19 protein-coding genes and 1 tRNA gene are annotated in these 25,055 nt (G+C 56.2%); 11 read left to right on the top strand and 9 right to left on the bottom strand.

The window, feature by feature from the left end; all coding sequences use genetic code 11:
- Window positions 1–118: 118 nt before the first annotated feature.
- Window positions 119–192, top strand: a tRNA-Arg gene (locus SH421x_RS26085).
- A 239-nt stretch (window positions 193–431) separates the two neighbouring features.
- Here the strand turns inward: SH421x_RS26085 and SH421x_RS26080 are convergent.
- A complete protein-coding gene (locus SH421x_RS26080; protein WP_488852956.1) occupies window positions 432–1,982 on the bottom strand; it encodes a GH3 family acyl-acid amido synthetase in 1,551 nt (516 codons plus the stop codon).
- A 221-nt stretch (window positions 1,983–2,203) separates the two neighbouring features.
- Here SH421x_RS26080 and SH421x_RS26075 point away from each other — a divergent pair, with 221 nt between their 5' ends.
- Window positions 2,204–3,718: a cytochrome P450 gene (locus tag SH421x_RS26075; RefSeq protein ID WP_488852954.1), complete on the top strand. Its 1,515-nt coding sequence runs from the start codon at window positions 2,204–2,206 to the stop codon at window positions 3,716–3,718.
- Between the two features lie 20 nt (window positions 3,719–3,738).
- On the opposite strand, the gene SH421x_RS26070 is transcribed toward SH421x_RS26075, so the two are convergent.
- The 5 genes from SH421x_RS26070 to SH421x_RS26050 are packed head-to-tail and all read right to left on the bottom strand — an operon-like array spanning window position 3,739 to window position 10,800.
- Window positions 3,739–4,536, bottom strand: a complete 798-nt coding sequence (locus SH421x_RS26070) for an SAM-dependent methyltransferase (RefSeq protein ID WP_488852953.1) — start codon at window positions 4,534–4,536, stop codon at window positions 3,739–3,741.
- On the bottom strand, window positions 4,520–5,167 hold the full coding sequence (locus SH421x_RS26065) for a response regulator transcription factor (protein ID WP_488852952.1): 648 nt from the start codon (window positions 5,165–5,167) through the stop codon (window positions 4,520–4,522). The genes SH421x_RS26070 and SH421x_RS26065 overlap by 17 nt, the downstream gene beginning before the upstream one ends.
- Window positions 5,136–7,052: a PAS domain S-box protein gene (locus SH421x_RS26060; RefSeq protein ID WP_488852951.1), complete on the bottom strand. Its 1,917-nt coding sequence runs from the start codon at window positions 7,050–7,052 to the stop codon at window positions 5,136–5,138. Before SH421x_RS26060 ends, SH421x_RS26065 begins: the two co-directional genes overlap by 32 nt.
- A gap of 30 nt (window positions 7,053–7,082) precedes the next feature.
- Window positions 7,083–7,523: a response regulator gene (locus SH421x_RS26055; protein WP_488852950.1), complete on the bottom strand. Its 441-nt coding sequence runs from the start codon at window positions 7,521–7,523 to the stop codon at window positions 7,083–7,085.
- Between the two features lie 7 nt (window positions 7,524–7,530).
- Complete coding sequence (locus SH421x_RS26050; protein WP_488852949.1) at window positions 7,531–10,800, bottom strand: PAS domain S-box protein; 3,270 nt, start codon at window positions 10,798–10,800, stop codon at window positions 7,531–7,533.
- A 388-nt stretch (window positions 10,801–11,188) separates the two neighbouring features.
- Here SH421x_RS26050 and SH421x_RS26045 point away from each other — a divergent pair, with 388 nt between their 5' ends.
- Window positions 11,189–11,611: a DoxX family protein gene (locus SH421x_RS26045; RefSeq protein WP_488852948.1), complete on the top strand. Its 423-nt coding sequence runs from the start codon at window positions 11,189–11,191 to the stop codon at window positions 11,609–11,611.
- Window positions 11,612–11,694: 83 nt separating this feature from the next.
- Window positions 11,695–13,386: an adenylate/guanylate cyclase domain-containing protein gene (locus tag SH421x_RS26040; RefSeq protein ID WP_488852947.1), complete on the top strand. Its 1,692-nt coding sequence runs from the start codon at window positions 11,695–11,697 to the stop codon at window positions 13,384–13,386.
- Window positions 13,387–13,501: 115 nt separating this feature from the next.
- Here the strand turns inward: SH421x_RS26040 and SH421x_RS26035 are convergent, their stop codons facing one another.
- Entirely contained in the window at window positions 13,502–14,659 is a 1,158-nt protein-coding gene (locus tag SH421x_RS26035; protein ID WP_488852946.1) for a hypothetical protein, read from the bottom strand.
- A gap of 207 nt (window positions 14,660–14,866) precedes the next feature.
- Between SH421x_RS26035 and SH421x_RS26030 the strand changes: the two genes are divergently transcribed.
- Together SH421x_RS26030 and SH421x_RS26025 are read left to right on the top strand one after the other, a co-directional pair.
- Window positions 14,867–16,489, top strand: coding sequence for a phytoene desaturase family protein (locus tag SH421x_RS26030; RefSeq protein ID WP_488852945.1), 1,623 nt, complete (start codon window positions 14,867–14,869; stop codon window positions 16,487–16,489).
- A gap of 116 nt (window positions 16,490–16,605) precedes the next feature.
- The gene (locus SH421x_RS26025; protein ID WP_488852944.1) at window positions 16,606–18,282 is read left to right on the top strand and encodes a sulfatase-like hydrolase/transferase; all 1,677 of its coding nucleotides are present in this window, start codon (window positions 16,606–16,608) and stop codon (window positions 18,280–18,282) included.
- A 9-nt stretch (window positions 18,283–18,291) separates the two neighbouring features.
- Here SH421x_RS26025 and SH421x_RS26020 read toward each other — a convergent pair whose 3' ends face one another.
- Window positions 18,292–19,083: a PhzF family phenazine biosynthesis protein gene (locus tag SH421x_RS26020; protein ID WP_488852942.1), complete on the bottom strand. Its 792-nt coding sequence runs from the start codon at window positions 19,081–19,083 to the stop codon at window positions 18,292–18,294.
- Window positions 19,084–19,235: 152 nt separating this feature from the next.
- Here SH421x_RS26020 and pdxA point away from each other — a divergent pair, with 152 nt between their 5' ends.
- From pdxA to ppk2, 4 genes are all read left to right on the top strand, one after another.
- The gene (pdxA, locus tag SH421x_RS26015) at window positions 19,236–20,255 is read left to right on the top strand and encodes a 4-hydroxythreonine-4-phosphate dehydrogenase PdxA (RefSeq protein ID WP_488852941.1); all 1,020 of its coding nucleotides are present in this window, start codon (window positions 19,236–19,238) and stop codon (window positions 20,253–20,255) included.
- 111 nt (window positions 20,256–20,366) lie between these two features.
- Window positions 20,367–21,581 carry a PQQ-dependent sugar dehydrogenase gene (locus SH421x_RS26010; protein WP_488852940.1) on the top strand — a complete coding sequence of 405 codons (1,215 nt, stop codon included), beginning with the start codon at window positions 20,367–20,369 and terminating at the stop codon, window positions 21,579–21,581.
- A gap of 25 nt (window positions 21,582–21,606) precedes the next feature.
- Window positions 21,607–22,587 (top strand): NAD(P)/FAD-dependent oxidoreductase, encoded by a 981-nt coding sequence (locus SH421x_RS26005; protein WP_488852939.1) that lies wholly within the window; start codon window positions 21,607–21,609, stop codon window positions 22,585–22,587.
- 143 nt (window positions 22,588–22,730) lie between these two features.
- The gene (gene ppk2, locus SH421x_RS26000; protein WP_488852938.1) at window positions 22,731–23,585 is read left to right on the top strand and encodes a polyphosphate kinase 2; all 855 of its coding nucleotides are present in this window, start codon (window positions 22,731–22,733) and stop codon (window positions 23,583–23,585) included.
- Here the strand turns inward: ppk2 and SH421x_RS25995 are convergent.
- Window positions 23,582–23,800: a hypothetical protein gene (locus SH421x_RS25995; protein ID WP_488852937.1), complete on the bottom strand. Its 219-nt coding sequence runs from the start codon at window positions 23,798–23,800 to the stop codon at window positions 23,582–23,584. The two genes, ppk2 and SH421x_RS25995, sit on opposite strands and share 4 nt — an antisense overlap.
- Window positions 23,801–23,916: 116 nt before the next feature.
- On the opposite strand from SH421x_RS25995, the gene SH421x_RS25990 reads away from it, so the two are divergent.
- Window positions 23,917–25,053: a glycoside hydrolase family 16 protein gene (locus SH421x_RS25990; RefSeq protein WP_488852936.1), complete on the top strand. Its 1,137-nt coding sequence runs from the start codon at window positions 23,917–23,919 to the stop codon at window positions 25,051–25,053.
- The last annotated feature ends 2 nt before the right edge of the window (window positions 25,054–25,055 follow it).

Here is a 25,055-nt window from a genome sequence, read left to right as displayed (position 1 = left end):
TCGGGCATTTCGTGGTGTTGGCGCCATTTGCTGCGAGCGAACAAGATGGTATTATTTGCGGTTCTGTCGAGCGGGATCTCTCGCCTAGGCAGCGTTATGTGGGCGAGAAGCCCAATTTGCGGATGTAGCTCAATTGGATAGAGCATCGGTCTTCGAAACCGAGGGTTGGGGGTTCGAGCCCCTCCATCCGCACTGCGATGAAGCCGTTAGCTTGTAAGAGCTTGCGGCTTTTCTTTGGACGCTGATGAGACTTCCGTAAACATACAAAATGCAACGGATTGGTCAGATCGGATCCCGTGAGTGCACACCGTCCGCACTCACTTTTAGCGATAAATTGCAGAAATCGCAGCGGTGGAAATCGATCGACCTGGTAGCTGCCGTCGCCGATGGTGGTCTTCTGGGTGATGTTTCCTGCCGTGTTCTGACCGCGGCTAGTCGACGAAGCTGGGAAGCAACAATTTGGGTTTGGCCTGGGCGTGAGTTGGCTGGTCCCAGATTTCGTGCTCGGCAGGAATCATTTCCAGAACCGGCGGCTTCATCCAGTCCACTTGGCGGTCATGGTTGTAGACCGGCAGCAGGTCGCGAAGTTTTTGGTCAAGCCGACCCAACAGCTGCTTTAGGCTCTCCGCCTGCGAAGTTGCCGTGTCGTGCGTCCGTCCTTCCCCTGCTCCCTTCACGATCAAACGCAAGCCGTCTCCTGTCCGGTTACTGACCACGCACCAAGTTGGTGCAGGCTCTTGCCCGAGTTCAGCTAGGACCGTCGTCAAATCGCTCTCGGCAATTCCCACTTGCCCTAAGCGCAGCGTAAATGCCGTCTTGTGGCGGAACTCAAGAACCGGAGAACGCTCGACAAATCCGGTGCAGCGAACCACATCGTGAACGCGATAGCGGATCAACCCCATGCTGGTCGTCAGTAGTAGTTCATAGTCCTGATTTTCTGTGAGATCCCATGGCTGGAGAATGTCACGCACCTCGTTTGAGCCGACCGGCAGCATTTCTACGATGTTGGCGTCTGTGTGCAGCGGACCTCCAATGCGATCATCCCACAGTGGAACCGTCAGCCAGGCTTCGGTGCACGCCAGCGGTGCGTCGCGGAGCGGCACATCGCCCACCCAAGGCTTGATCGTCGGAATCTGCAAGCCGCTTACTCCGGCACGCCAACAACTGATATTTCGCAGCGCCGGCCAAATTTCAGCGAAGGCGAATTGAGGCTGGTTGAGCACCTGATTCAGCAAGCGCCGACGGCGTGCATTGACTTGAAGCGGCGGAAGTCCCTTTGGTAAGGATTTGCCGTTGAGGTAGTCGCTCCAAGGATCAAGTCGTTGCTGGATGTGCTCGACAAACGCGCGAAGCTTGGCCGCATTTACCGCCGCAATTTGTCCAAGGTCACGGGATAATGCGTAAAGGGGACCCCATTCTTGATACAGCTCGTCGTCGGCAAGTACTGCGGTCGGGATCGGAGAGATCCTGCGCCCCACAGCGCCTTGCAAGTGCAACGCATACCAGCTCGCATAGCCAATCGGGATCCCATGGGGAGAGAGCTCTTGAGGCGCCGAGCTCGTTAAAGTCAGGCTTCCGGCTAGTTGCAGGTCGCGTACTCGCCGCAGCACGCTCCAAGCGTAACTCGATCCTACCGCTTTCATCTGTCGCGCATACGAACGTGTATAAGGGAACCGCTTCGGACGTTTCGACGTGGTGGCGCCGGTCGTCGCATAGTAGAGCACCGGCAGAGTAGAAAGCTGGCTCGTGCCTGATTCGAAGCCTATTTCGATGCTCGGCTGAAACTCCTCATATTCGCGAATGGGAAAATCATCCAAGTTGTCAGAGTGACCATGCTGACGCCAGAAAGGGCTGGCGCCAACCTCACTCCAGATCGAACGCCAGAGGGTGCTTTTGGCTTGCTCTGGATTGCGAATTGCGTGCTGAAACTGACGCCCGGCAGGCGCCAACGCCCATCGCATCACGTGGTCGAGAACTGTCATGGCAAGTGCGAATAAGAGGCGTATTAGGAAGCGGATGCCAAAATTACCACATACATTCTAGCTCAAATCGAGGTCGAATCCGCGTTCATTGATTAGCCAGCATCATTAAACGACAATAGGTCCTCGGATGCGGATTGGCGATTGGGTTCCGTTTCTCCTCATGTGTTGGCGAAACGGTGTGCGTCATCTCTTGATTCAGCTTGTTATTGCGGAAGTTATCTATGGGCAAAAATCCTTTCGGCGGCGACTGCCAACCAAGCCGCGTTCCACTTCTTTGGCACGCAGGGCGACCCACCCTGCCCTTCCCGCATCCTGGAAATTATCAGCGTCCCATCGAGATTCTCGAAACCTTCTTTTGGCGTGCTGACGAAGAAACGGGATCTGGGCGACACAATCGATATCTCCAAGTACCGGGCTGGGATCCGGTGCTCGTGACCCGCGATCCAGGGATTATTAGGGCGATTCTTACCGCCACCGGCGACCGCGAAGGAGAGTTCGATCGTGACACGCTGCCATCAACGGGAATTGCTCGAGCGACGGGAGAGGATACGCTGCTGTTTGGCAACGGCGTGATGTGGCGGCGTCAGCGCAAAGTATCCGCAGCACCTTTCGGCAAGACGGCGTTATTTCAGGTTGAGATTTTCCAAGACTTCTCAGAGACGCTTCGGCAAACGGCGCAACAGCGGCTCGTACTGCTGAGGAAGCGACTGAAAGAAACAGGCTCCCAGCAGCTGCAGCTTGCCATCGAACCAGAGATCAAGGCGCTCATGCTTGAGATGCTGGTGAAGTGCTTCTTTGGCGCTTCGTTCGACTACCAGGAGTTGCGAGAGCACTATGTGCCTGCACTGGAACGAGTGATCGATCATATCGTGCGAGACACGGTGACAAACCGCTTGGGATTGTCGCGAAAGCTGCTCGCACGCTTCAGCCGTCGCTACGCTCAGGCCGATCGAGATTTTCAGGCGTTTGATGAGTTAACCGATCGTGTCCTAGCCGCTCGCTCAAGCGGTCACGGCTTGTGGAGTAAGCTACGCAGCGAGGCGCCAAACGATGCGCTGCGAAGTAACATCAAGGTATTCTTGGCAGGAGCGTTGGAAGCGACGACTTCTTATGCAACCTGGGCGATCTCTCACTTGGCGAGGAACGAAGTATGGCAAGAAAAAATATATGCAGAAGTGGCTCCTATCGCCGACTTCTCGCCTGACCAACTCGCGTCGGCGCGTTGCCTTGGCGCCGCGCTTGAAGAAACGCTACGCCTCACTCCGTCGCTCTATTTTCTTCCACGAAAAGCGACCGCGAACACTCGCGTCACAACGGCGGATGGACGAGTGATGGAGATTCCGCAAGGGACACATATCTTGCTGGACGTATGGCATGCCAATCGGCATGCCGATCATTGGGGCGAAGCGGTTACCGGCTATGCAGCGTCCGCTTTTGCCCCAGAGCGATGGGAGAAGCTTGCAGAGGATAAATCACGCTCCAAAGAACGACTGCACTTCGGCTTTGGATACGGATCACGCGTCTGCCCTGGCAAGCATTTAGGTCAATTGGAAGTTGCTTTGCTCGTGGGCGTATTTGTAAAACTGTTTCGTTTCAGCGCCGAAAACGCGGAGAATCCAGTGAAAGCAGGCGTATCCACCAAGCCAGCGAATGGAACGCTAGTCAACCTCCAGTTGCGCCCGCCCTCTGCCGGAATGGCGACGGAAGAAGAGCGGGCGTCAGTCGTGGAAGCTTAGTGCTGCAATCCAACAAGCACCTAACGATCCCGTTTCCGCAGCACGAACACCGCATCGGATAACTGGTTATCGAGCGGGACGGGATCGTCGATGTCGTAGTTGAAATCGAACGTTTCGCACAACTCTAGCTGGGGAACCTTGGCCAGGAGGCTGAGAAACTGGGTGTGCGTATAGAGACGATAGTCGTACTCGGATTGCAGCTTGAGATCGCGTTGACCGCTTTTGACGCGCAGGTTGAAGCGAATGCGCTCGAGACGTTTCCGGCGGTTGAAGTCGATGACGCGGAGGGTCAGCGTCACTTTGGTCTTGCCATGCTTGGCGGTTGAGCGCTCGGTGCAGTCAGGATCAGCGTCGAGCGGAATCAAGTGAAAGCCGAGCAGGAAGATTCCGCCTGGTTTGAGCACGGCGGCCACTTGCTGCAGATGGGCCAGCGCCGTTTGCTCGGTCGTCAGATGGCGAAACGTATTGACCAAATTAACGACGCAATCGACCGGATTGGCCAGCGTGAAATTAGTCATGTCGCCGACAAAGACTTCGCCGGGCAATTTACGACGGCGTAAACGATGTTGCACGTAGCGAACCGATGGCTGACTGAGATCAAACCCAATGACGTGGTGACCCCGGTTGGCAAGTTCGACCATCAAGCGACCTCCGCCACAGCCGGGCTCCAGGACCGAATGCACGGGTATCAGCGCGTACTTCTCGGCTGCCGACTCGACAAAGTCGGCTTCGAACAACGTTTCGTCGCGAAAGGCGAGGTCCCAATACTGGGGAAAGTCGTAGCACTCGACCGAGGATCGACTAGTCGTCTTCTTCATCCTCACCGCTGCTCGGTTCGATGTTTTGCTCAAGGCGGATCGCTGTGCGAACCAGATCCGGAACGTTATCGACTCCCATTTTTTTGAAGACGTTATGGCGACGCGCTTCGACAGTTCGGAGGCTGACGTCTAGTCGGCGCGCGATCACTTTGTTCGCTTTGCCTTGGACCATCAGCTTCATGACGTCCTTTTCCCCTTCGGTGCAGGTCTCGAAGAGTCGCTCAGCTTCTTCTTTGTTGATATCCTCGGCCCGCCATTTGGCGTCCAAACTGATTGCTTCGTTGACGGCGTCAACGATTTCCTGCTCTTTGCAGGGTTTTTCGAGGAAGGTCACGGCGCCGTTGCGCATGGCCCGGACCGTAGTTTGCGTATTGGCGTGTGCCGTGATCAAAATAACAGGAATCCGATAGCCGATCGAAATCAAGCGTTCCTGCAGTTCGACTCCGCTCAGACCGAGCATCCGTACGTCGGTAATGACGCAGCCGCAGTGATCGGCGGAGAAGGTTGCGAGAAACTCTTCGGCTGACGAAAACTGCTCGGTTTTTAGTCCGAGCGAATCGATCAGCATTCCAATCGATTCGCGTGCGGCTGGATCGTCATCAATGATGAACACGGTTGGTGTCGGTGGCATTTTCTATTTCCGTACCTTCAGTTGCGATCGGCAATGTAAAACGGAACTCGGCCCCTGCGTCAGTCGGCTGGCACCAAATCTTACCGCCATGAAGCTCGATGATCGAGCGCGAAATTGCTAAACCCATTCCCATTCCGCCAGTTTTTGTGGTGCGGAATGCTTCAAATATATCAACGCCGGCAGGAAGTCCTGGGCCTAAATCATGCACGCTGAGCTCAACCATCTCTGCTTTTACTTCGGCACTGATCGTGACAATCCGATGACCAGGAACCGATTTCATCGCTTCACATGCATTGGTGATCAGATTGATCAGAACCTGCTGGATCTGAATCGCATCAACGTTGACCTGCGGCAAATGATCGGGCATATCATACCGCACGAATACGTCATTGTCGCGAATCATGGGCGCAATTAATTCGACCGAATCATGAATCAATTCAGGAATTTCACGGATTTCCAGCTTGGGATCGGTGCGACTGGCGAAATTGCGCAACCGCCGAATGATTTCACCGGCGCGCGTCGCCTGGTCGACAATCCGGCCGATGCAGTGCGCGATGTTCTCTTCGCGATCTTCCCGCTGCGATTTCAGCAAGTTGACGCAGGTACTGCCGTAGTTCGAGATCGCATAGAGAGGCTGATTCACTTCATGCGCAATGCCGGCGACGATTTCACCCAGCGTGCTTAAGCGGGCGACATGCGCCAGTTCCATATTGCGTCGTCGTAATTCGTCATCCGCGCGGATTTTCTCAGAGATGTCATTGACGACGCCGACTACATGGGTCGCGTTGCCACGTTCATCGCGCACCGGCGCGATTGAGATTTCGCACCAGCCGAATTCACCAGAACCGCGAGCCAGACGCAGCGTCTCTTGCATCGCGAGTCCCTGCCGGATACCGTTTTGCAACGCTTGCAACTGCTCACTTTCTCGCGGATCGGCACAGAAGAACTCTAGACTCTCCCCTTCCAGCTTTCCGGTCGTAACGCCTAGCATGGCTTCGAGCGCCGGATTGCCGTAGACGATTTTGGGCTGGTCTTCGGTCAGGCCGACGATAAAGACTCCATTGGTCGCCGAAGCAATCGCGCGATCGCGAATTCGCAGCGCAAGTTCGGCACGCTTGCGCTCAGTAATATCAAGAAAGACAATTTGACATGCGGGATTACCATGATAGTCGATAGGAGTTCCGGCGACCGAAACGTCGATGATCCGACCATCGACACGCAGCATGTGCTGTTCCGCCGCTGCGGTCGACTCGCCGGAGTACATCTTCTCAACGCGCTTACGAACTATTTCACGCTCGCCCGGCACGATAAAGTCTTCAATCGACCGGCCAATGAGATCGGTGTCGGAGGCGGCCCCCAGGCATTCGACCGCTTTCTCGTTGGCCATGACGATTTTCTCTAAGGTATGCACCAGGATCGGCACCGGCGAGTTATCAACCAGCGCTCGATAGCGGCGTTCACTGTTGCGCAGGGCCAGCTCGGCGTCTCGTTTGTCGCAGATCAACTGCCATTGGCGAATAGCGCGTTCGGCGATGCGAGGAAGTTCAGAGAAGAAATGGTCCGTCTTCACAACATAATCAATTGCACCGCGCTTCAGCGCTTCGACCGCAGTGCGCTCGTCGCCGTAGCTGGTCATCACAATCATCGGAAACTGCTGGTCCTCTGGGTGGCGATGCGACAGCATCTCGACGCCCCGGCCATCCGGCAGCATATTATCGACCAGCGCTAGATCAGGAGGGTGTTGCGCGATTTCGTTCCGCGCTTCTTCCAGCGAAGCGGCGATAACGACTTCAAATTGCGTCGAGAATGTGTTGAATGCCCGGCTCATCAACACCGCGTGAGAGCGTTCGTCTTCGATGATCAAGATGCGATATTCTTCGGCCACAGGCAACAACCTTTAACAACGAGACTTTGTCTATCGCCGTTTGGGCGCTTCGTTCCAAACTAACCAGTAGAAACCGAGATCGCTCAGCATCTTTGAGAACTCGACAAAATCGATCGGCTTTACCAGGTAACTGTTCACGTGATGACTGTACGCCTGATTCACATCCGCTTCTGCGTCACTGGTCGTCAAGACAACCACCGGAATGCTGGCGGTGGAAGGATTTTTTTTGATCTCATTCAAGACGTGCAGGCCATCATATTTCGGCAGTCGCAAATCGAGCAGCACCAAGTCAGGCGACGTCTCGACGTGTTGATATTGGCCGATTTGAAAGATGTACTCCAGCGCCGATTCGCCGTTATCTACATGGACGATTTCGTTAGCGACGGCATGTTCGCGGAAGCTGCGCATGACAAGTTTCGCGTGAGCCGCGTTGTCTTCCACTAACAAAACTTTTATGGGGCGCCCTTGCATTATTTTCTTAACCTAACGTGGCAGTCGGATTCAGCACAGAACTGGGATCGCAAGGAATGCGGAAGCAAAAACAGGAACCCTTGTCTGGATTGGGCTCCATCCAGATTTCTCCCTGATGAAACTCAATGATTCGTTTGGCGATTGCAAGTCCAATCCCGGTACCATCGGAATGGGGATCGAGTTTTTCAAACAGTCCGAAGATCTTTTCCCGAAACTTGGTTGGCACCCCGGGACCATTGTCTTGGACCCGACAAGTTGCAAACTGTTGATCGGAGGATAACTGAATTGTGACGCGCGGATCCTTTTCATTCGAATACTTTATCGCATTTTCGACAAGATTCTGCAGGACTTCCTGTAGTCGGACCCGATCCCCAAAAAATTGGCAATCATCGCACGAGACTGAAATTTGGACCTGCTTTTCGGCAATTCGGCCGGCCAAAAATGTCAAAACAGCGTCGACGATCATCCGCCCTTCCACATATCCACTAGGATTGCAGACGCGCCCGATCCGCGAAAGTTCCAACAGATCGTCTAATAGGTCTTTCATCTTTTCGGCTGCATCACTGATGATCTGCATATCTTCCTGGATCGCTGGCCGATCGTCTCGATCAATATCTTGACTCAGCGCCCCTAAAAATCCTTTGATCGTTATGAGCGGGGACTTAAGATCGTGCGACACGGTATAGGTAAATCTTTCTAATTCCGTGTTTTTCGCTTCCAAAGTTGCGATTAGCGTTTCGCGTTCTTTGACTGCCAGCCGCGCCTCGGTGACGTCGACCGCCGTTCCTAGCGCCAAGTTGCGTCCGCCGGCGAAGTACGGAACTCCGATCACATCGGCAAAGAAGACGCCCCCTCCCTTGCGCAGCCCGATGGCCGCCGCTTCAAAGCGTTCGCCTTTCGCGATGGTTCGGAAGAATTCCTCGAAAACCGGATGGCTGTCAGGATGAATCAGGTCAAGCGGATTCATCTCCAACATTTCTTCACGCGAGTATCCATGCAGGCGGCAGGCTGTTGGATTGACGTCCACCAATTGGCCATCCAGTGAGTAGATAAAAAAGCCGTTCACCGCGGCTTCAAAGATCGCTCGATAGCGCTCTTCATTTTCGCGTACGAATTGTTCTGTCTGCTTACGCTGCGTGATATCGGTCATCGCTCCGGCCATTCGCACCGCCTGCCCTTGGTCATTCCATTCGCCATCTCCTGACATGCGGAACCAGCGATACTCGCCTGAAGCGACCCGAAAACGGCATTCACAGTCAAATGATCTCTCTTTGGCGAGGAACTTGGCGAACATTGCATTCACATGCGGCAGATCATCAGGGTGAAGCCAGGACCGCAAGGTCTCCCGAGATGGGGGCTCGCCGCCGGGGGGCAACTGAAACAGTTCAAACATCCGATCTGACCAGAAGAAGCGATTTTCTAGGATTTCCCATTCCCAGATCCCTTGTTGCGCCCCGCGCACCGCTAATTGAAAACGATCTTCGCTGGCTTTGAGGGCGCGCTCGGCGTGGTAGGCGTCGGTCGCATCGTCAATGACTAGCACCGCGCCGTCAAAATTCCCTAGTTCATCTTGTAAGGGAGCTCCGTTGATATGCAGTACGCGGCGATCGCTGGGCTCTCGTTCCAGAATGTAGCGGACCCCATAGATCGGCGCGTTAGTTCGTTTGACGATCGCATAGGCGGTTTCTTTCTCGATATCGAGTGGTTTGCCGTGGAGATCGAAACGGCGCCAATTCGGCTCTTCAAAAATGTCCCCTGTCCGCCTGAGGTCTAACAGTTCGATGGCCCGCGGATTCGCGTAACGCGTGACATCCTGAGCGTCAATGATCATGATTGCGGCGACGCTTGCCTGCATAACGCGTTCGAGAGTCGCCTTTTCGCGTCGGATCATTTCCTCGTGCAGCAAACGCTGCTCGACGTTTCGAACGATTGCGATAAAGAGGGATTGACCGTTTTCGATAAACCGACCAATGCGCACTTCCACCGGAAATTCAGTCCCATCTTTGCGACGATGTCGTCCTACCAACGGCGCAGTCGAACTGTTGTCTTGAATCGTCGAGTGCAGATCCACCAGCTGGTCTCGCTGCCATTTGACTTCGATATCATCCGAATGCAGTTGCAGTAGTTCTTCGCGGGTATAGCCAAGACTGCGACAAGCCTCTTCGTTGATGTTGAGGATGCGGGCGCTGGTGTCAACGAGAAATAACGCATCTGCGGCCGATTCAAACAGCGCACGAAATCGCGTTTCGCTCGCTTCGACCGCGGCCAGATGCTGCTCCTGCCTCCGCTCTGCGTCCGCTAGTTGACTTGCCAAGTAATTAAACGACTGGGCGAGCGGCGCAAACTCACTTAATTCCTCTTCCGGCAGACGAATGGTTTTGTCTCCCTGAGCGTAGCGCGAATGGGCGCTGGCAATTTTCCGGAGCGGCGCCAACGCAGACTTGGTAAACAGCACTCCCAGCACGATTGCGACCGTTAGACCGATCAGCGCGCCACCTAATTGCGCCCAAAGAAGTCGGCGAATGATCGGCAAAAAAGTGGTGTCATCGGGATAAATGAGCGCCAGGGACCAGTCGGTGTTGGGCACTTCTCCCAAGACCACGGTTTGGTGATTGCCCTTTTCGTCCGTAATCAAACTGCGATGCTTGATCGGCAGCGACTGGGGCTTTCTCTCGCCGGCGATCAAGTTCCCCTCTTGATCAATCAGCAGCAAGCTCGCTTGGTGGGAGACATTTGCGGCTTCGATATACTGCACCAGCTGCTTTTCTAAGATCGTCAAACCGACAGCCCCAATTTGCTGGCCTGTCGGATCAAAGGTGGGGAGGAGGATCAAGACAATGTTCTCGCCAGATCCGCGGCTTTGCAGCAAGCGCGAGATCACCGTTTCGCCTGCGAGCAAACGTGAGAAATAGTCGCGATCACGGACATTAAACTGGGAGCCGTCGACACCATAGACGTCGCCGTTCAGTTCGTCGTAATACATCCCTTCAATCTTGTCGCCCATCGATTGGCGCTGCGTCAGCAAGTAAGAGAGAATCTCTTGCCGATTCCCGGTGCGTAGTTCGGTGGCTGCGGCAATTGCTTCCAATCGAGCGACGTAGCCTTGAAAGAAACTCTCCACCCGCTCGATCTGGAGACTCAGCTCCGTTTGCTGAACCTGCTCGATCTCTTCCATGATCAGGCCGCGGGTCGTCCCATAGTTCAGCAGCATCGCCAGCCCCACCGCGGCGAGCGCAGGGACGATCCCTAACAGAAGATATTTACGTAGCAGCGGCATTACTTCCGTGCAGATAGATGGGTGAGTGATAGGAGGGAAGTGCGAGCTGCACCGATTATTGGCGAAATAGAGCAACGCGTCAAAATCTTGCTCCAAGTTTCCCCGTTTCTGAAGAGGCCAATTTCCGAAGGTCGGGTATCGGGTAGTCGTAGCGTCGTCTTTCGAAGGGGGGCCAATCCAGCGGAAGTAAGCAAGTTCCCCCATTCGGCAGAGGTTGAATAACCGCGATCAAAGCGACAACCTGTTGGTCAGCAGGGATCGATGGCTGCCGGCGGCCAAAGTCACAGGAGCGGCGGAAATATCGCGCAAGATCGGTTATCGATAGCTTCGCTGGACGGTTTTCAGCAGAACGAAGAAGATCGTCGTCTGGCTGGCCGGAAAGATAGTAATGCACCATTTTTATCCATCTATCGGGCTGTTGATCCTGCGCCTGACCTTCGGACTATCGATGCTGCTATTGCATGGCTTAGGGAAGTACCAAAGCTATGAAAAATTGACCAACAATTTCTGCGATCCGATCGGAATCGGGGGGAATAATACGTTAAATTTGACGATCTTCATCGAGATTCTCCTCCCATTGCTGCTGATGATTGGGTGCTTCACGCGACTTGCCTCGCTGCAACTCGCGGTCACCATGTTGGTCGCTTTATTCTTGGTGCATTCCGCAGATTCTTGGGACCTGTGCGAGCGAGCGATTATTTACTGGGGCGCCTTTGCAACGCTGCTGTGCACCGGTCCGGGGCTCTATTCCGTCGACGCGATCCTCTGTCGAAGGATCTGGCCTTTCGTGAGATCGGAGCCTGGCGGTTGATTCTCGCGCGGCGGATTGTCTTGGCATTTGGTATCTTTGAAGTTGCCGTCCGCCTATTGCACCTTTTCGGCGTCTGGGAACTCATGTTTGACTTATTGGTCCGTGATACGCAATCAAATCGACGTGTGCGTCGTCCTTTGGAAGTGGGGCGAACCTTTTTGATTGGCCGCAAAACGGACCCGCTCGCGGCCTCGTGGGATAGTAAAATCTCGGCGCAACATGCGGAAGCGACTTGGGATGGCCGCGTCCTGCATGTTCGTCGATTGGCGGCGGCCGCGAATCCCCTCTTTTTTCAAGGGCGTACGACAGACTCGGTGCATATTGCGCCGCGGCAATATTTTGTGATCGGGCGAACGGAATTCCATGTGGTGTCGCACGAGATCGACCCCACGCTTGAGTCTCCCAGTCCGCAAGCCGAAGTCACCCTGGCGCCATCTCGTTTGCAAGCGGCCCCGTTTCGCGTCGCTGGAGAGCGAATCGATGCGATCTCAAAATTAGCCAGCGAAGTTTCAGCCGCCGCCACCGACGAGCAACTTGCGGCGCGCACGCTGGAAGTCCTGTTGAAAGGAATTCCGCATGCCAAAGGAGCCGCGATCTTTGAAAAACGGGGCGATCCCATCATCGCCAAGGCGATTCACTTACGTGATGACGCGATGCCGATGACCCCCAGCGCCAAGCTGATTTTACAAACGTTGAAAAGTCGAGAGTGCACGATCCACGTTTGGGAAAAGGGGGACGAGCAATCAAGCGGAATCACCGTTGATCCTCATGCCGAATGGGCGCTAGGCGCACCGATCGGTTCGCTGCCCGCCATGTTGTATGTCTCGGGGGTTAGCCCGCGTCTGATCGGTCAAGCGACCGAAGTTGCAACCTTGCAGGACGATCTGAAGTTCACCCTGCTGGCGGCCGCGACCTACGGGAACTTGCTGAACGCGCGCGAACTGCAAAAACGGCAAGCTTCGTTTGCCCAATTCTTTTCTCCTGGTCTGCAGCAACTGTTAGAGCAGGATGATTGGGAAAGCTTGTTGCAGCCGCGAATTGCCGACGTGACGGTCTTGTTTTGCGACCTGCGAGGCTTCAGTCGTCGAGCCGAGCTGCAGCGAGATCGCCTGTTGCAACTGTTGGCCGAAGTAAGCGACGCGATCGGCGTGATGACCGCGGCGATTCTCGACCACGGCGGCGTGATCGGCGACTTTCATGGAGACGCCGTGATGGGGTTTTGGGGCTGGCCAGTCGCCAAAGAGGATGATGCAGCGGCCGCGTGTCGCGCAGCGCTGCAAATCTTGGAGGCGGCCGATCGTGATGGTCGCTATCGCGTCGGCGTCGGGCTCGCATCCGGCAGCGCGGTCGCCGGTAAAATCGGGAGTCAGGATCAAGTAAAGGTCACGACCTTGGGGCCGCCGGTGAATCTGGCCGCGCGACTGGAAAGTCTCACCAAACAATTTGCCTCGGCAGTGCTGGTCGATGAGGCGACCGCGGAAGCGGCAGGCTGCGCGGATCTTCGATTTGAGCGGTTGTTGAAAGTCCAGCCAGCCGGAATGGACCAAGCGACCGCGGTTTACGCGCTCTCCTCGGTCGACGCACCTGCCAAATTCGCCGAACTAGAACCGGCGCTAGAAGCGTTTGAACGCGGCGAATGGCTCGTAGCGCTCGAAGCGTTCCGGCGCACCGGCGCAGGTCACCCGCTGCGGCAGTTGATCGAAAGCTACATCGCACAAACCGGCGAATCACCGGGCGAAGACTGGAACGGCGCGCTGCCGATCGATCGCAAATAAGAATAAATGACGAATGCCGAAATCAGAATGACGAATGAAGCCCGAATGATGATCCACGGGATTGCGAATCATCATTCGAAATTCTGGTTACGACCTTCGTCATTCCTGCTGCGCCCTACTTGGATTTCGCCTGCAAAAGGCTAGTGATAAAGCCCAGCATGTCGTTGCGGGTTTCGCAGAACGTAGCTAGCTTTTCGTAATCGCCGGAAGCGTTCGAAAGCTCAACCAGGGAGGGGGCGATTCCCATGGTGTGGACTCCTTCTGGGATCATCTGCAGCGCCGCATCGAGCGCGGCGCTTGCTTTGCCGGTGCGGGCCAGCAGCGAGATGTAGGTCTCGATCGCCAGCGAGCCTTCACGGCGGATGTCGCTAGCTTCCGCTTTTTCGCGAAAGTGCGTGATTGCGGCGTCATAGTTTTCGCCCAGCAACGCTTGAAAGAAGAGTGCGTTGTGCGGGTACGTATTGGTGAATGGAACAGGTTGCTCGTATTGCAACTGCGGATCCAACTGTTCGCCGTAGGCCGTCAGATCGAGCGCCATGCGAATCAAAGCCGGATCGTCCAGCACGCGGGCAAATCGCACGACCGCCGCTAGATGACTCGCGTCGACATGATAGCCGCCGCTGCTAAACAGATAATCGCGCGGCGCGATGATTTCGGCCAGCGTCGGTTCGGTTGGTTCGGTCCCTTCCTGGTGCGCGATGTCGGCCTTGAGGGTCGCCGTCAACTCACCGTGCAGGTATTTCAGCAGCTGCGCAGCAAGCGGCTGTTGGCGTGCCGGCGGGAGCCCGGCGAACTGTTGCTCGTAGGTGGTGATCGCGTTGCAAGCGCCATGATGTTCCAGCAGCAAGCCAAAGCCGAGCTCGGGATCGATCCCTTCGTGCAGCGCCACTTCGATCACATCGTCGAGCGTGTCTTCTTCGTCAAAGTCGGCGTCGCGGATGGCGCGCAGCACCGGCTCTTTGTCGCCGACCGGGCGTAGATAGTACCAACCCTCGCGAATTCGTCCTTCGTCCAGCAATAGCGTGCCGACCTCGCGGCAGATCTCGATCAACGCATCTTCCAGGGCGTCGCGCTGCTCTTCCGAGAGTTCTTCGCCGGCGTCGGCATACAGCAGCGGCAGACCGAGCCGCAAGCGAGCCAGCATCTTGAGCGACTCGAACAGCTCGTAATGCTTTTTCTCACGTCGCAATTGGTCAGAGAGTCGCTGTAGCGCCGCCTCGGCGCCTTGTTGGTCGAGGGCGCTCCGAATCTCGTCGTAGGGGCTGGCGGACAAAGCGAATTCTCCTGTAAGCGGGTCAAACGGGAACCAAGCGGGTTGTTCTATCGTATCAAGCCGAGCCGCGCGAGTGAAGAAAGCCGCACCTGCTGGTCGTGACGATTCTGACGACCAGCAAAACTGCGCTCGACTTGCAGGCTTCATCCGGGCGATGCTAGCCGGTATCAAAAACTGCACGATTTCTCTTCTCTCGGCGGAGCGGCGATGGCTGGCGGCAAATATTACGACTGCGTGATTATCGGCGGCGGACACAATGGTCTGGTCACTGCCGCCTACCTGGCCAAAGCGGGCAAAAAAGTCTGCGTGCTGGAGCGTCGTCACGTTCTGGGGGGATGCAGCACCACCGAAGAGCTTTGGCCCGGCTTTAAGGTGTCGACTGCCGCCTACGTCATTAGCCTGTTTCTGCCAGAGATCATCCGCGACCTGCAATTGAAGTCGCACGGTTTGGCGATTTTGCCGCGTGACCCGTCGTCATTTACCCCCACGCCTGACGGTCAGTCGCTGCTGTTGCGGCATGACGAGCTGGCGACGCAAAAGGAAATCAGCAAGTTCAGTCAGCGCGACGCCGAGCGGTATCCCCAATACAACGCGCTGCTAGAACGCGTGGCGAAAGTCATCGAGCCCCTGTTGTCACGTACTGCCCCTGATCCGCTGCCGATGCCCAAAACATGGCGCAAAATCGGCGTCACCAAACGACTGCGCGACGCGAGCCGGTTGTGGGATATGTATAGCGAGCTGGGCAAACTGGGGACCGATCTGCCGGCCGCGCTCGAGTTGTTAACCGGCGCCGCACGCCCGATTGTCGAGCGTTGGTTTGAGAGCGAACCGCTGCGTGCGACGCTTGCAACCGACGCGATCATCGGCGCTTTCGCATCGATCTCGGCGCCGGGCACCGCTTATGTGCTGATGCACCACGTGATGGGCGAAGCCGGCGGCAAACGGGGAGTCTGGGGTTATGTGCGCGGCGGCATGGGCGGTCTGGCGACGGCGCTCGAAAAAGCCTGCCAACAATATCGCGTCGATATTCGCCGCGAAACGTCGGTCTCGCGCATTCTGGTCGACAAAGGAAAAGTCCGCGGCGTGCAAATGACCGACGGCGAGATGATTGAAGCCGAGATGGTTGGCTCGAGCATCGACGCGCACTGGACGTTTGAGAAGTTCCTGGATCCCGATCAATTACCGCCTGAGTTTTTGGCGGCGATCAAAAATATCGACTACGCGTCGGCGTCGGCCAAGATCAATCTGGCGTTGTCAGAGCCGCCAAACTTTACGGCGGTTCCTTCGACCGGAGTGGCCGAGCATCACCATGGGACGATGCATATTTCGCCCGATATCGACTATCTAGAGCTGGCCTACGATGACGCCAAGTATGGGCGACCGAGCACCAATCCAATTTTGGAAATGACGATGCCGACGTCGGTCGACGATTCGATCGCTCCAGACGGGAAGCATATTTTGTCGATGTTCGTGCAGTACGCGCCTTACAAGCTGCGTGAAGGTTCGTGGGACGACATAAAAGAGAAGTTCGCCGATCGCTGTATCGATGTCCTGGCCCAGTACGCGCCGAATGTTCCTAGCTCGATCTTGCATCGGCAGGTCCTGTCGCCGTTGGATCTTGAGCGGACGTTTGGCATCACCGGCGGCAACATCATGCAAGGCGCGATGAACTTCAATCAGTTGTTTGTCACGCGTCCCGTGCCGGGCTGGGCCGATCATCGCACGCCGGTCGCCGGGCTCTATTTGTGCGGCGCCGCCAGCCATCCCGGCGGAGGAGTGATGGGCGCCGCCGGCCGCAACGCCGCGACCGAAATGCTGCGGGATTATTAAGCGATTGCAAAGATTTTTGCGGAACTGCTGATTCGGCGTACATTTTCGGCAATAATGCAAGCTCCTGGCGCATCCTTGCGTCAAGTTGTGATATCCGTGCCCCCGGAGCTTGACCGATGTTTCGAATTCTCGCCTGTACAGTCGCTCTACTACCGATGCTGGCCTGTGGGGCCGCTGCGGCGGAGCGGCCGAACGTGCTGTTTATCGCCGTCGACGATTTGAATGACTGGGTCGGCTGCCTGGGCGGACATCCGCAAACCAAGTCGCCTAACATCGATCGCCTGGCGGCGAAGGGAGTATTGTTCGAGCGGGCCTATTGTTCGGCGCCGGCTTGCAATCCCTCGCGAGCCTCGCTGTTGACCGGCATCGCCCCATCGACTTCTGGCGTCTATCACAACAATCAACCCTGGCGCACGGCGATGCCTGACGCGGTGACGTTGCCGCAGTTCTATCATGAGAACGGCTATTATGTCGCCGGCTGCGGCAAGCTTTTCCATGGTGGTTATGTAGAAACGAAAGGTTTTGACGAATACCTCAAGCAAACTGGCGATCCGAAACCAAAACAGCTGCCTGCTAATGGGATCCCCAAAACAGGGCACTTTGACTGGGGACCCATCGACGCGCAAGACGCCGAGATGAGCGACTATCAAATGGTCGACTGGGCGATCGATCAGTTGGGAAAGAAGCATGACAAGCCGCTCTTTTTGGCGTGCGGCCTCTACCGCCCTCACCTGCCCTGGTTCGTGCCGCAAGAATACTTCGACCACTTCCCGCTCGATCAAATTCAGCTGCCGCAGATCAAAGAAGACGACCTAGCCGATGTGCCGGAGGCAGGCGTAAAGGTCGCAAAGCCCAACGGCGATCACAAGAAGGTCACGTCGACCGACAACTACGCCAAAGCGGTGCAAGGCTATCTGGCCAGCATCGAGTTTACCGATGCCCAAGTAGGACGCTTGATTGCGGCCTTGGAAGCAAGTCCCTACGCCGACAACACGATCGTCGTCCTGTGGGGCGATCATGGTTGGCACCTGGGCGAGAAGCAACACTGGCGCAAGTTTTCGCTGTGGGAAGAAGCGGCTCGCGTGCCACTTTTGATTATCGCCCCCGGCATGACCAAGCCCCAGCAACATTGCGAACGCACGGTGACGCTGCTGGATCTCTATCCGACTTTGGCCGAACTGTGCGGGCTAACCCCGCCGCAAGCATTGGAAGGAAAGAGTTTGGCGCCGCTGCTGAAAGATCCTGCCGCTGCATGGGACCGACCGGCGATCACCACGCATGGCAAAGATAATCACGCCGCTCGTGACGAGCGCTGGCGATACATTCGCTATGCGGATGGAAGCGAAGAACTGTACGATCATCAGGAAGATCCCATGGAATGGACCAACGTTGCGGACGTGCCGGAAAACGATGCGGTAAAAAAACGATTGGCCGAATCGTTTCCGGGAGTAAATGCGAAAGATGCGAAGACTGAAAAGTCAGCGGCCGCCAAAAAGCAGAAGCTGAGTCCTGTAAGCGGAACGGTTATGGTCAATGGCAAGCCACTCGTTGGCGCGGTGGTGACGTTCCACGGGAAGCAGGGAGGTTCCAGAGCCAGCGGCGTGACCAACGAGGACGGGAAGTACGTGATGTCGACGCCTGACAAGCGTATTGGTTCGCCAATGGGCGAGTTCAAGGTTACGATCCGCGGCGAAAATTTGCCGGCGAAATATTCCACGTTCAAGCATTCTTCGCTGATGATTACGATTGTCAAAGCATCGAATCAATTTGATTTCGAATTGTCGTCCAAGTAACACGGTTGCCTAAGCATTCAACTCACCACGCAACACTGTGACCGCGGCGCCGCGCAGCTTGGCCCGGTCGCCGTCGAGCGTCACTTCTAACTCACCTCCGCGCTGCGAGCATTGAAACGCGCGCAGCGTTTCTTTTTTCCACTTCGGCGCCCAGTAGGTGACCAGTGCGCAGTGGGCCGATCCGGTCACCGGGTCTTCGTCGATCCCGCAAGCCGGCGCAAAGAAGCGCGAGAGAAATTCGTACTGCTCTCCATCACCACGGCAGGTAACGATCACGCCGCGGGCGCGCAGCTCGGCCAAGCGGCGAAAGTCGGGCGCGACGCTGCGCAGCTCGGCTTCCGTGGCGACTTCGACCAGTACGTCACGCCGATTGCGGCCGGTTGCGATCGGCGTACATCCTAGCGCGGCGAGCAAGCCGGTCGGCGGATCGCAAACTTCGATTTCGTCGATCGGAAAATCAAGCTCGATCCGATCATCCACTTTAACCGCGGTCAGAACGCCGCTGCGCGTGTTGAACTCGATCATCGCGTCCGACGAGGCTCGGCCGGTTTCCCATAAAAAGTGAGCCGCCGCCAGCGTCGCGTGCCCGCACAGATCGACTTCGACCGTTGGGGTGAACCAGCGCAAGCGAAAACGGCTTTCCTCTTGCCAGAGAAAAGCCGTTTCGGAGAGATTCATTTCGGCCGCAATTGCTTGTAGCCAGCTATCTTCGCAGGATTGCTGCAGCCAACAAACGGCGGCTGGATTACCGGCGAGCGGCTTGGCCGTAAAGGCGTCAATTTGATAAATGGGGATTTGCATGGGACGACTCGTTAAGCCAGACGTTGCGGATGGGGAGTTCCTGAGAGAAGGACAAGCCAGCTCGGCGGCGGGTTCACCTTCCTAGCGGTCGAGCGGCGATCTGATTCTAATAGCAGTACGTTGCCGCTTGTTGCATTTTGCTTGTTGGACCCATGAAACCAAGAATCGCTGTCACGATGGGGGATCCGGCCGGGGTTGGCCCCGAGATCACTCTTCGTCTGTTGGCCAATCCCGAAGTCGCCGCCTACTGCACGCCGATCGTCTTTGGCGACGCGCTCTTACTGCGCCGCGTGGCCAATCAGCTCGACTTGCCGATGTGTGAAACGATTGTCGATGCTCGGCAAAGCGCGGATGCATTGCGATCGCTCACACAGCCGGCGATCTATGATCTGCAAGCGATCGACGCCGCTGCCGTTGTGCCGGGACAGATTTCGGCCGCATGTGGCCAAGCCTGTTACGTCTATATTTTAGCGGCGATCCGCGCGGCCGAAGCAGGCCAAGTCGATGCGATCAGCACCGGTCCGATCAACAAAGAGGCGCTGCGCGCCGCCGGCGTTAACTATCCTGGCCATACTGAGATCTTCGCGGATGAGACCGACTCGGCCCGCATCTGCATGATGCTGACGTCCGAAGAGATCACTTGCGGCTTTGTCACCACGCATGTCGGCTATGCCGAAGTCCCCGCACTGCTGACCCGCGAGCGCATTATCGAAGTGATCGAGCTAAGTCACGAAGCGATGCGGCGGATTCGCGGCCGAGCACCCAGGATGCTGGTCTGCGGGCTCAATCCGCATGCCGGTGAACATGGCCTGTTTGGCGATTCGGAAGAAGAACGAATCATCGCGCCGGCTGTCGAGGCGGCACAAGCGCTGGGAATGGATATCGCTGGGCCCTTTCCGCCGGACACGGTTTTCTTACGCGAGCGCCGCGCCACGACCGATTGCGTGATCTGCATGTATCACGACCAAGGGCACATTCCGCTGAAGGCGCTGGCGTTTGATGTGGCGGTCAATATTACTTTGGGGCTGCCGATTATCCGCACTTCGGTCGATCACGGCACGGCGTTTGATATTGCTTGGCAAGGAAAAGCCGGCGTGTCGAGCTTGAACGAAGCGGTTCGCCTGGCGGCGCGTTTGGCGACCGAGCCGGCGGAGATTTTGGCCCCCGAATAGGGCGGATCGACCTGATTTTGGTCGATTTAAGCACGTGGAAAGCGGCGTCCGCGGAGGCTAGAATGGTTGGGTGCCAAAATCTCCACTTTTCCAACCACACGAGTCGCATCCATGCTGCTTCGCCGAACCCTATCCCTGTTTGTCTTACTGGCCTTGTCGGTCGCCGCGCTGAAAGCCGAACCAGCGGCGCCGGTTGAATTCTCTGAAACGCCGCTCGACACCGTCGAGATGGTTCGCACGTTCAAGAACCTGCGGATCCGACGCCCGTTGATTATCACGCATGCCAACGACGGCAGCGGACGCCTGTTCATCGCCGAGCAGCAAGGGGTGATTCGCATCCTGCCCAAGGACGAAGTCGAAGGAGATACGACCGAAGTCTTTTTGGACATCGAGAAAAATGTCCACTTCAACCCGCGTCAAAATGAAGAAGGTTTTCTCGGCTTCGCGTTTCATCCCGACTACAAAACAAACGGCAAGTTTTACGCTTACTACACGACCGAGAAAGAAAAGCAGCTGTCGGTGATTTCGGAATTCACCGTTTCAAAGGACGATCCGAATAAGGCGGATCCCGCTTCTGAAAAAGTGCTGATGACGATCAAGCAGCCGTTTTGGAATCACAACGGCGGCACGATTGGTTTCGGCCCCGACGGTTACTTGTACATTGGTCTGGGAGACGGCGGCAGCGGCGGCGATCCGATGGGCAATGGACAAAACCTTTCGACCCTGCTCGGCTCGATCCTGCGGATTGACGTCGATCATCAAGCCGACGGCAAGAACTATGCGATTCCGGCCGACAATCCGTTTGTCGGCGTGAAGGACGCCCAGCCAGAGATTTATGCTTATGGACTGCGTAACGTTTGGCGCTTTAGCTTTGATCCCAAGACCGGCGTCATGTGGTGCGGCGATGTAGGGCAGGACGTTTGGGAAGAGATTGACTTGATTGTCAAAGGTGGAAACTACGGCTGGAACAAACGGGAAGGCTTCCATGAATTTAAAGGAAGCGGCGTCGCAGCCAACGAGAAAATGATCGAACCGATTTGGGAATACAATCACGATATCGGCAAGTCGATCACCGGCGGCCTGGTCTATCGCGGGACCGCTGTTCCAGAATTGGTCGGAAAATATCTCTATGCCGACTACGTGACCGGCAAGGTTTGGGCGCTCGACTACGACCTGGAAGCGAAGAAAGTTCGCGCCAATTATCGCATCGCCAATCCATCGAACCCGCCGGTCGTTACTTTTGGTGAAGATGAATCTGGTGACGTCATTGTCAGCGCCATCTTTGGCGAATACGGCACGTTGTACCGTTTTAAGTCGAAGAAATAGGCGCTCGCCAACAAGGGATTAGAGCTTGAAAGTTGCAATCATCGGCGCTGGGCTGTCGGGGCTGGTTTGTGCTCGAGAGCTCTCTTCCCAACATGATGTCCAGCTGTTCGACAAGGCCCGCGGTCCCGCGGGCCGGATGTCGACGCGTCGCGCCGGTGATTTGCGATTCGATCATGGCGCCCAGTACTTCACCGCGCGCGATCCTCGTTTCCAGCAACAAGTGGACGCGTGGATCGCAGCCGGCGTCGTCGCGCCCTGGACTGGTCCAATTGGCGTGCTGCAAGGAGGCGTAACCTCGATCCCAGAAAACGCTCCGGTTCGTTATGTTGGCGCGCCGGCGATGAACGCGCCAGCAAAGTGGTTGGCGGATGGCTTAAGCATCCGGCTCTCGCAACGCGTGCAAACCGTCTCGCGATCGGTTGCCGGGTGGTTGTTGACCGATGAAAACGGTGAGACCTGCGGGCCGTTTGACACCCTCGTTTGTACAACACCCCCGGTGCAAGCCGCCGATTTACTGCGTGAAGTCGCTCCAGCATCCATCGCGCAGGTTGAGCAAGTCACGCTCAACCCCTGTTGGGCGACGCTCGTTCAATTCAGCCAACGCATGCCGCTGCCGCTGGATGGTGCGTTTGTGCATGACTCGCCGTTGTCGTGGATTGCGCGGGATAGCAGCAAGCCAGGCCGCGACAACTCGCGTGACTGTTGGGTACTGCATGCGACGCAATCCTGGAGCATGCGTCAGCTAGAGCAATCGCCAGAAGAAATCGCGCCGCAAATGTTAGCTGCGCTCGCGTCCGCAACGGGGTTATCGCTTCCTGGCATTGTTTATATGACGTCGCATCGTTGGCGGTATTCGATTCCACCCCAACCGCTAAGCGTTGGCTGTATCGTGGAAGATTCTCTGCGGCTCGCGATCGGCGGCGATTGGTGTCAACAAGCGAAAGTAGAAGGCGCTTACTTGAGTGGGATCGCGCTGGCGGAAAAAGTAGATCAATGGAAGTCTTAAAACAGGGGGACGGTTCATAAAGGGAGCGAATTGCAGGCACGATTCGCACCGCAGTCGGCATGCGAGTATGCTACTATTTCTGAAACAGATCTCGGCCAGCCGCACCGTGTCCCCTGCTCCTCTACTGTAGATAAGCCCCTGCGATGAATAAAAACTCCAAGTCAAAAGCAGATCATGACAAGCATGTGACCGATGAATTTGACGCTGAACGCGATCCCCATGATCGATTGAAGAAGAAGGACTACGAGAAAGAACTAGAGAGGTTGCAGGTCGAGTTGGTCAAAGCGCAAGAGTGGGTGAAGCATCAAGGAACGCGCCTGGTCGTGTTGTTTGAAGGTCGCGACGGCGCCGGCAAGGGGAGCACGATCAAGCGGATCTCAGAACGGCTCAATCCCCGCGGTTGTCGGATTGTTGCGCTCAGTAAGCCGTCTGACATCGAACAGACGCAGTGGTACTTTCAACGTTATGTCGCACACCTGCCTTCGGCCGGCGAGATTGTGTTGATGGATCGTAGTTGGTACAACCGCGCCGGCGTTGAGCGCGTGATGGGATTTTGCACCGACGAGCAATATCAAGAGTTTCTCCGCAGCGCGCCAGAGTTTGAACGAATGCTGATTCGCAGCGGCATTCATTTGCTCAAGTACTGGTTTTCGGTCAGCTACGAAGAACAAGGACGCCGCTTTCAAAAGCGACTCGATCAGCCCGACAAGCGTTGGAAGTTCAGCCCGATGGATATCGAGGCTCGCAAGCATTGGTTCGACTACTCCAAGGCACGCGACGCAATGATGGCGGCGACCGATATTCCGGAAGCTCCGTGGTACGTCGTCCCCTCAGATGACAAGCGCCGTGCGCATCTCAACTGCATTTCGCATCTGCTAAGTGTGGGCGATTATCAGGACGTGCCGCACAAGAAGGTCAAGCTGCCGCAGCGTGACGAGAAGGCTGCGTATGTGAATAACCTGCGGGGCGAACGACGATTTATTCCAGAGCCGTACTAGAACAGATTTTTCGGGTTGAGGATTTGCTTTAGAACTCGCACTTTTTCGGCGACAGCATCGGCGATCGCCGCTTCGATTTCTTCGCGCTCAGCGTCGTTGATCGCTGCTTCTAGACAGATCTGCAGGTCTTCGACAACCGCCTGATGGGCTTCTTCGATCGCGCGCCGCGCGTTCTCCGGGCCGGCAGAGCAAAAGCCGCTAAAGTCTTCTTTCATAGGGAATGCGCTCGGCCGCAGAGAAATATCTATCGTTTGCAAGTAACCTTCATCGTAAGAAATATCATAACAAAGTAACCCGTCCGCCGCTTTCTTTTCTTGCGAGAGTCCTTGTCATGCGTCGCCTACTGCCGTTATTTGCCCTCCTTTTGCTTTGCAGGATGACACGAGAGCTGGCGGCCGCTGATTTGCCAACCAGTTTGCCGGCGCCGCCGCCGCAAGCTCGCTTGGTCTTTACCGAGGATTGGTCTACCGGAAAAATTGACCCGAAAAAGTGGTACGTGCTGCGGAAAAAGTGGGGCGGCGGCAATCACGGCGTCGTGCCAGAGAATGTTGGTATCGAATCGGATCTGCTCAACGGCGAGATGAAAAACGTCTTGGTTTGCACAGCGCACGGCGATCAGTACGACGGCGAAGTGGTCGGTATGTGGGGACGCAAAGATCGAGTGGGCGGCGTGATCGTCAGTAAGCCGTTCTTTGCTTCGGGCCGCATCGAGATCATTGCTAAAGTGGGCGCGGACAAACCGCACGACGGCGGTCCGGCAAATCCTCGCGAACCCTGCGGCGCGATCCCTGCAATGTGGACTTATGGCTATCGCTGGGTGCATGCAAGCGATCAGCCGCTCGAACAGTTTCAAGCCGACAAGCCGATGTATAACCCGCACATGAAAGCGTACGGTCTGGGCGCCAACGAGTATTGGTCGGAGCTTGACTTTCCCGAGTTCGGCAAGGGAGGCGACTTCTCCCAAGCGATGTACAACACCTTCTGTCAAAACCGGCACGAGCCGCTTTTGTTTGATGTGTCGCAGGCCATTGATGGTCAATACCACACCTATGTCACCGAGTGGCGAACCAAGCTGCAAGAGTTGCCAAACGTGACCGACAAAATGGTCGCACAGCAGGATGGCTTTTATTGGATTCAGGAGAAGTCAATTCCGTTTGACGACTATCTGGGCAATCCGCTCAAGCGGCTTGGTCCCGATCGTTACGCGGTTTACGCCGGCGACTACGCGGTCCATTATCTCGATGGCAAAAAGATCGCCGAGAATCATCGCTTCGTGCCGGCGATGGCAGCGCAGTTGAACCTGGGCGTTTGGCTTCCCGATTGGGCAGGCCCAGCGCCTTGGAAAACAGCGTCAATCAAATTTGCCTCGGTCAAAGTTTGGCAGTACGACGATCCGGGCGACGTCCGCGGCGTGATTGTGGACGATCTGAAAAACAACATGGATAAACAGGGACGCGAGATTCGATAGCT

This window comes from Blastopirellula sp. SH421 (genome assembly GCF_057808535.1).
This window is presented reverse-complemented; position numbering and strand designations above follow the sequence as displayed.

Bases quoted from the DNA above. Each gene is read 5' to 3' on its own strand.
- SH421x_RS26080 (WP_488852956.1), bottom strand. From the start codon at position 1,982: ATGACAGTTCTCGACCACGTGATGCGATGGGCGTTGGCGCCTGCCGGG.
- SH421x_RS26075 (WP_488852954.1), top strand. From the start codon at position 2,204: ATGGGCAAAAATCCTTTCGGCGGCGACTGCCAACCAAGCCGCGTTCCA.
- SH421x_RS26070 (WP_488852953.1), bottom strand. From the start codon at position 4,536: ATGAAGAAGACGACTAGTCGATCCTCGGTCGAGTGCTACGACTTTCCC.
- SH421x_RS26065 (WP_488852952.1), bottom strand. From the start codon at position 5,167: ATGCCACCGACACCAACCGTGTTCATCATTGATGACGATCCAGCCGCA.
- SH421x_RS26055 (WP_488852950.1), bottom strand. From the start codon at position 7,523: ATGCAAGGGCGCCCCATAAAAGTTTTGTTAGTGGAAGACAACGCGGCT.
- SH421x_RS26050 (WP_488852949.1), bottom strand. From the start codon at position 10,800: ATGCCGCTGCTACGTAAATATCTTCTGTTAGGGATCGTCCCTGCGCTC.
- SH421x_RS26045 (WP_488852948.1), top strand. From the start codon at position 11,189: ATGCACCATTTTTATCCATCTATCGGGCTGTTGATCCTGCGCCTGACC.
- SH421x_RS26040 (WP_488852947.1), top strand. From the start codon at position 11,695: ATGTTTGACTTATTGGTCCGTGATACGCAATCAAATCGACGTGTGCGT.
- SH421x_RS26030 (WP_488852945.1), top strand. From the start codon at position 14,867: ATGGCTGGCGGCAAATATTACGACTGCGTGATTATCGGCGGCGGACAC.
- SH421x_RS26025 (WP_488852944.1), top strand. From the start codon at position 16,606: ATGTTTCGAATTCTCGCCTGTACAGTCGCTCTACTACCGATGCTGGCC.
- SH421x_RS26020 (WP_488852942.1), bottom strand. From the start codon at position 19,083: ATGCAAATCCCCATTTATCAAATTGACGCCTTTACGGCCAAGCCGCTC.
- pdxA (WP_488852941.1), top strand. From the start codon at position 19,236: ATGAAACCAAGAATCGCTGTCACGATGGGGGATCCGGCCGGGGTTGGC.
- SH421x_RS26010 (WP_488852940.1), top strand. From the start codon at position 20,367: ATGCTGCTTCGCCGAACCCTATCCCTGTTTGTCTTACTGGCCTTGTCG.
- ppk2 (WP_488852938.1), top strand. From the start codon at position 22,731: ATGAATAAAAACTCCAAGTCAAAAGCAGATCATGACAAGCATGTGACC.
- SH421x_RS25995 (WP_488852937.1), bottom strand. From the start codon at position 23,800: ATGAAAGAAGACTTTAGCGGCTTTTGCTCTGCCGGCCCGGAGAACGCG.
- SH421x_RS25990 (WP_488852936.1), top strand. From the start codon at position 23,917: ATGCGTCGCCTACTGCCGTTATTTGCCCTCCTTTTGCTTTGCAGGATG.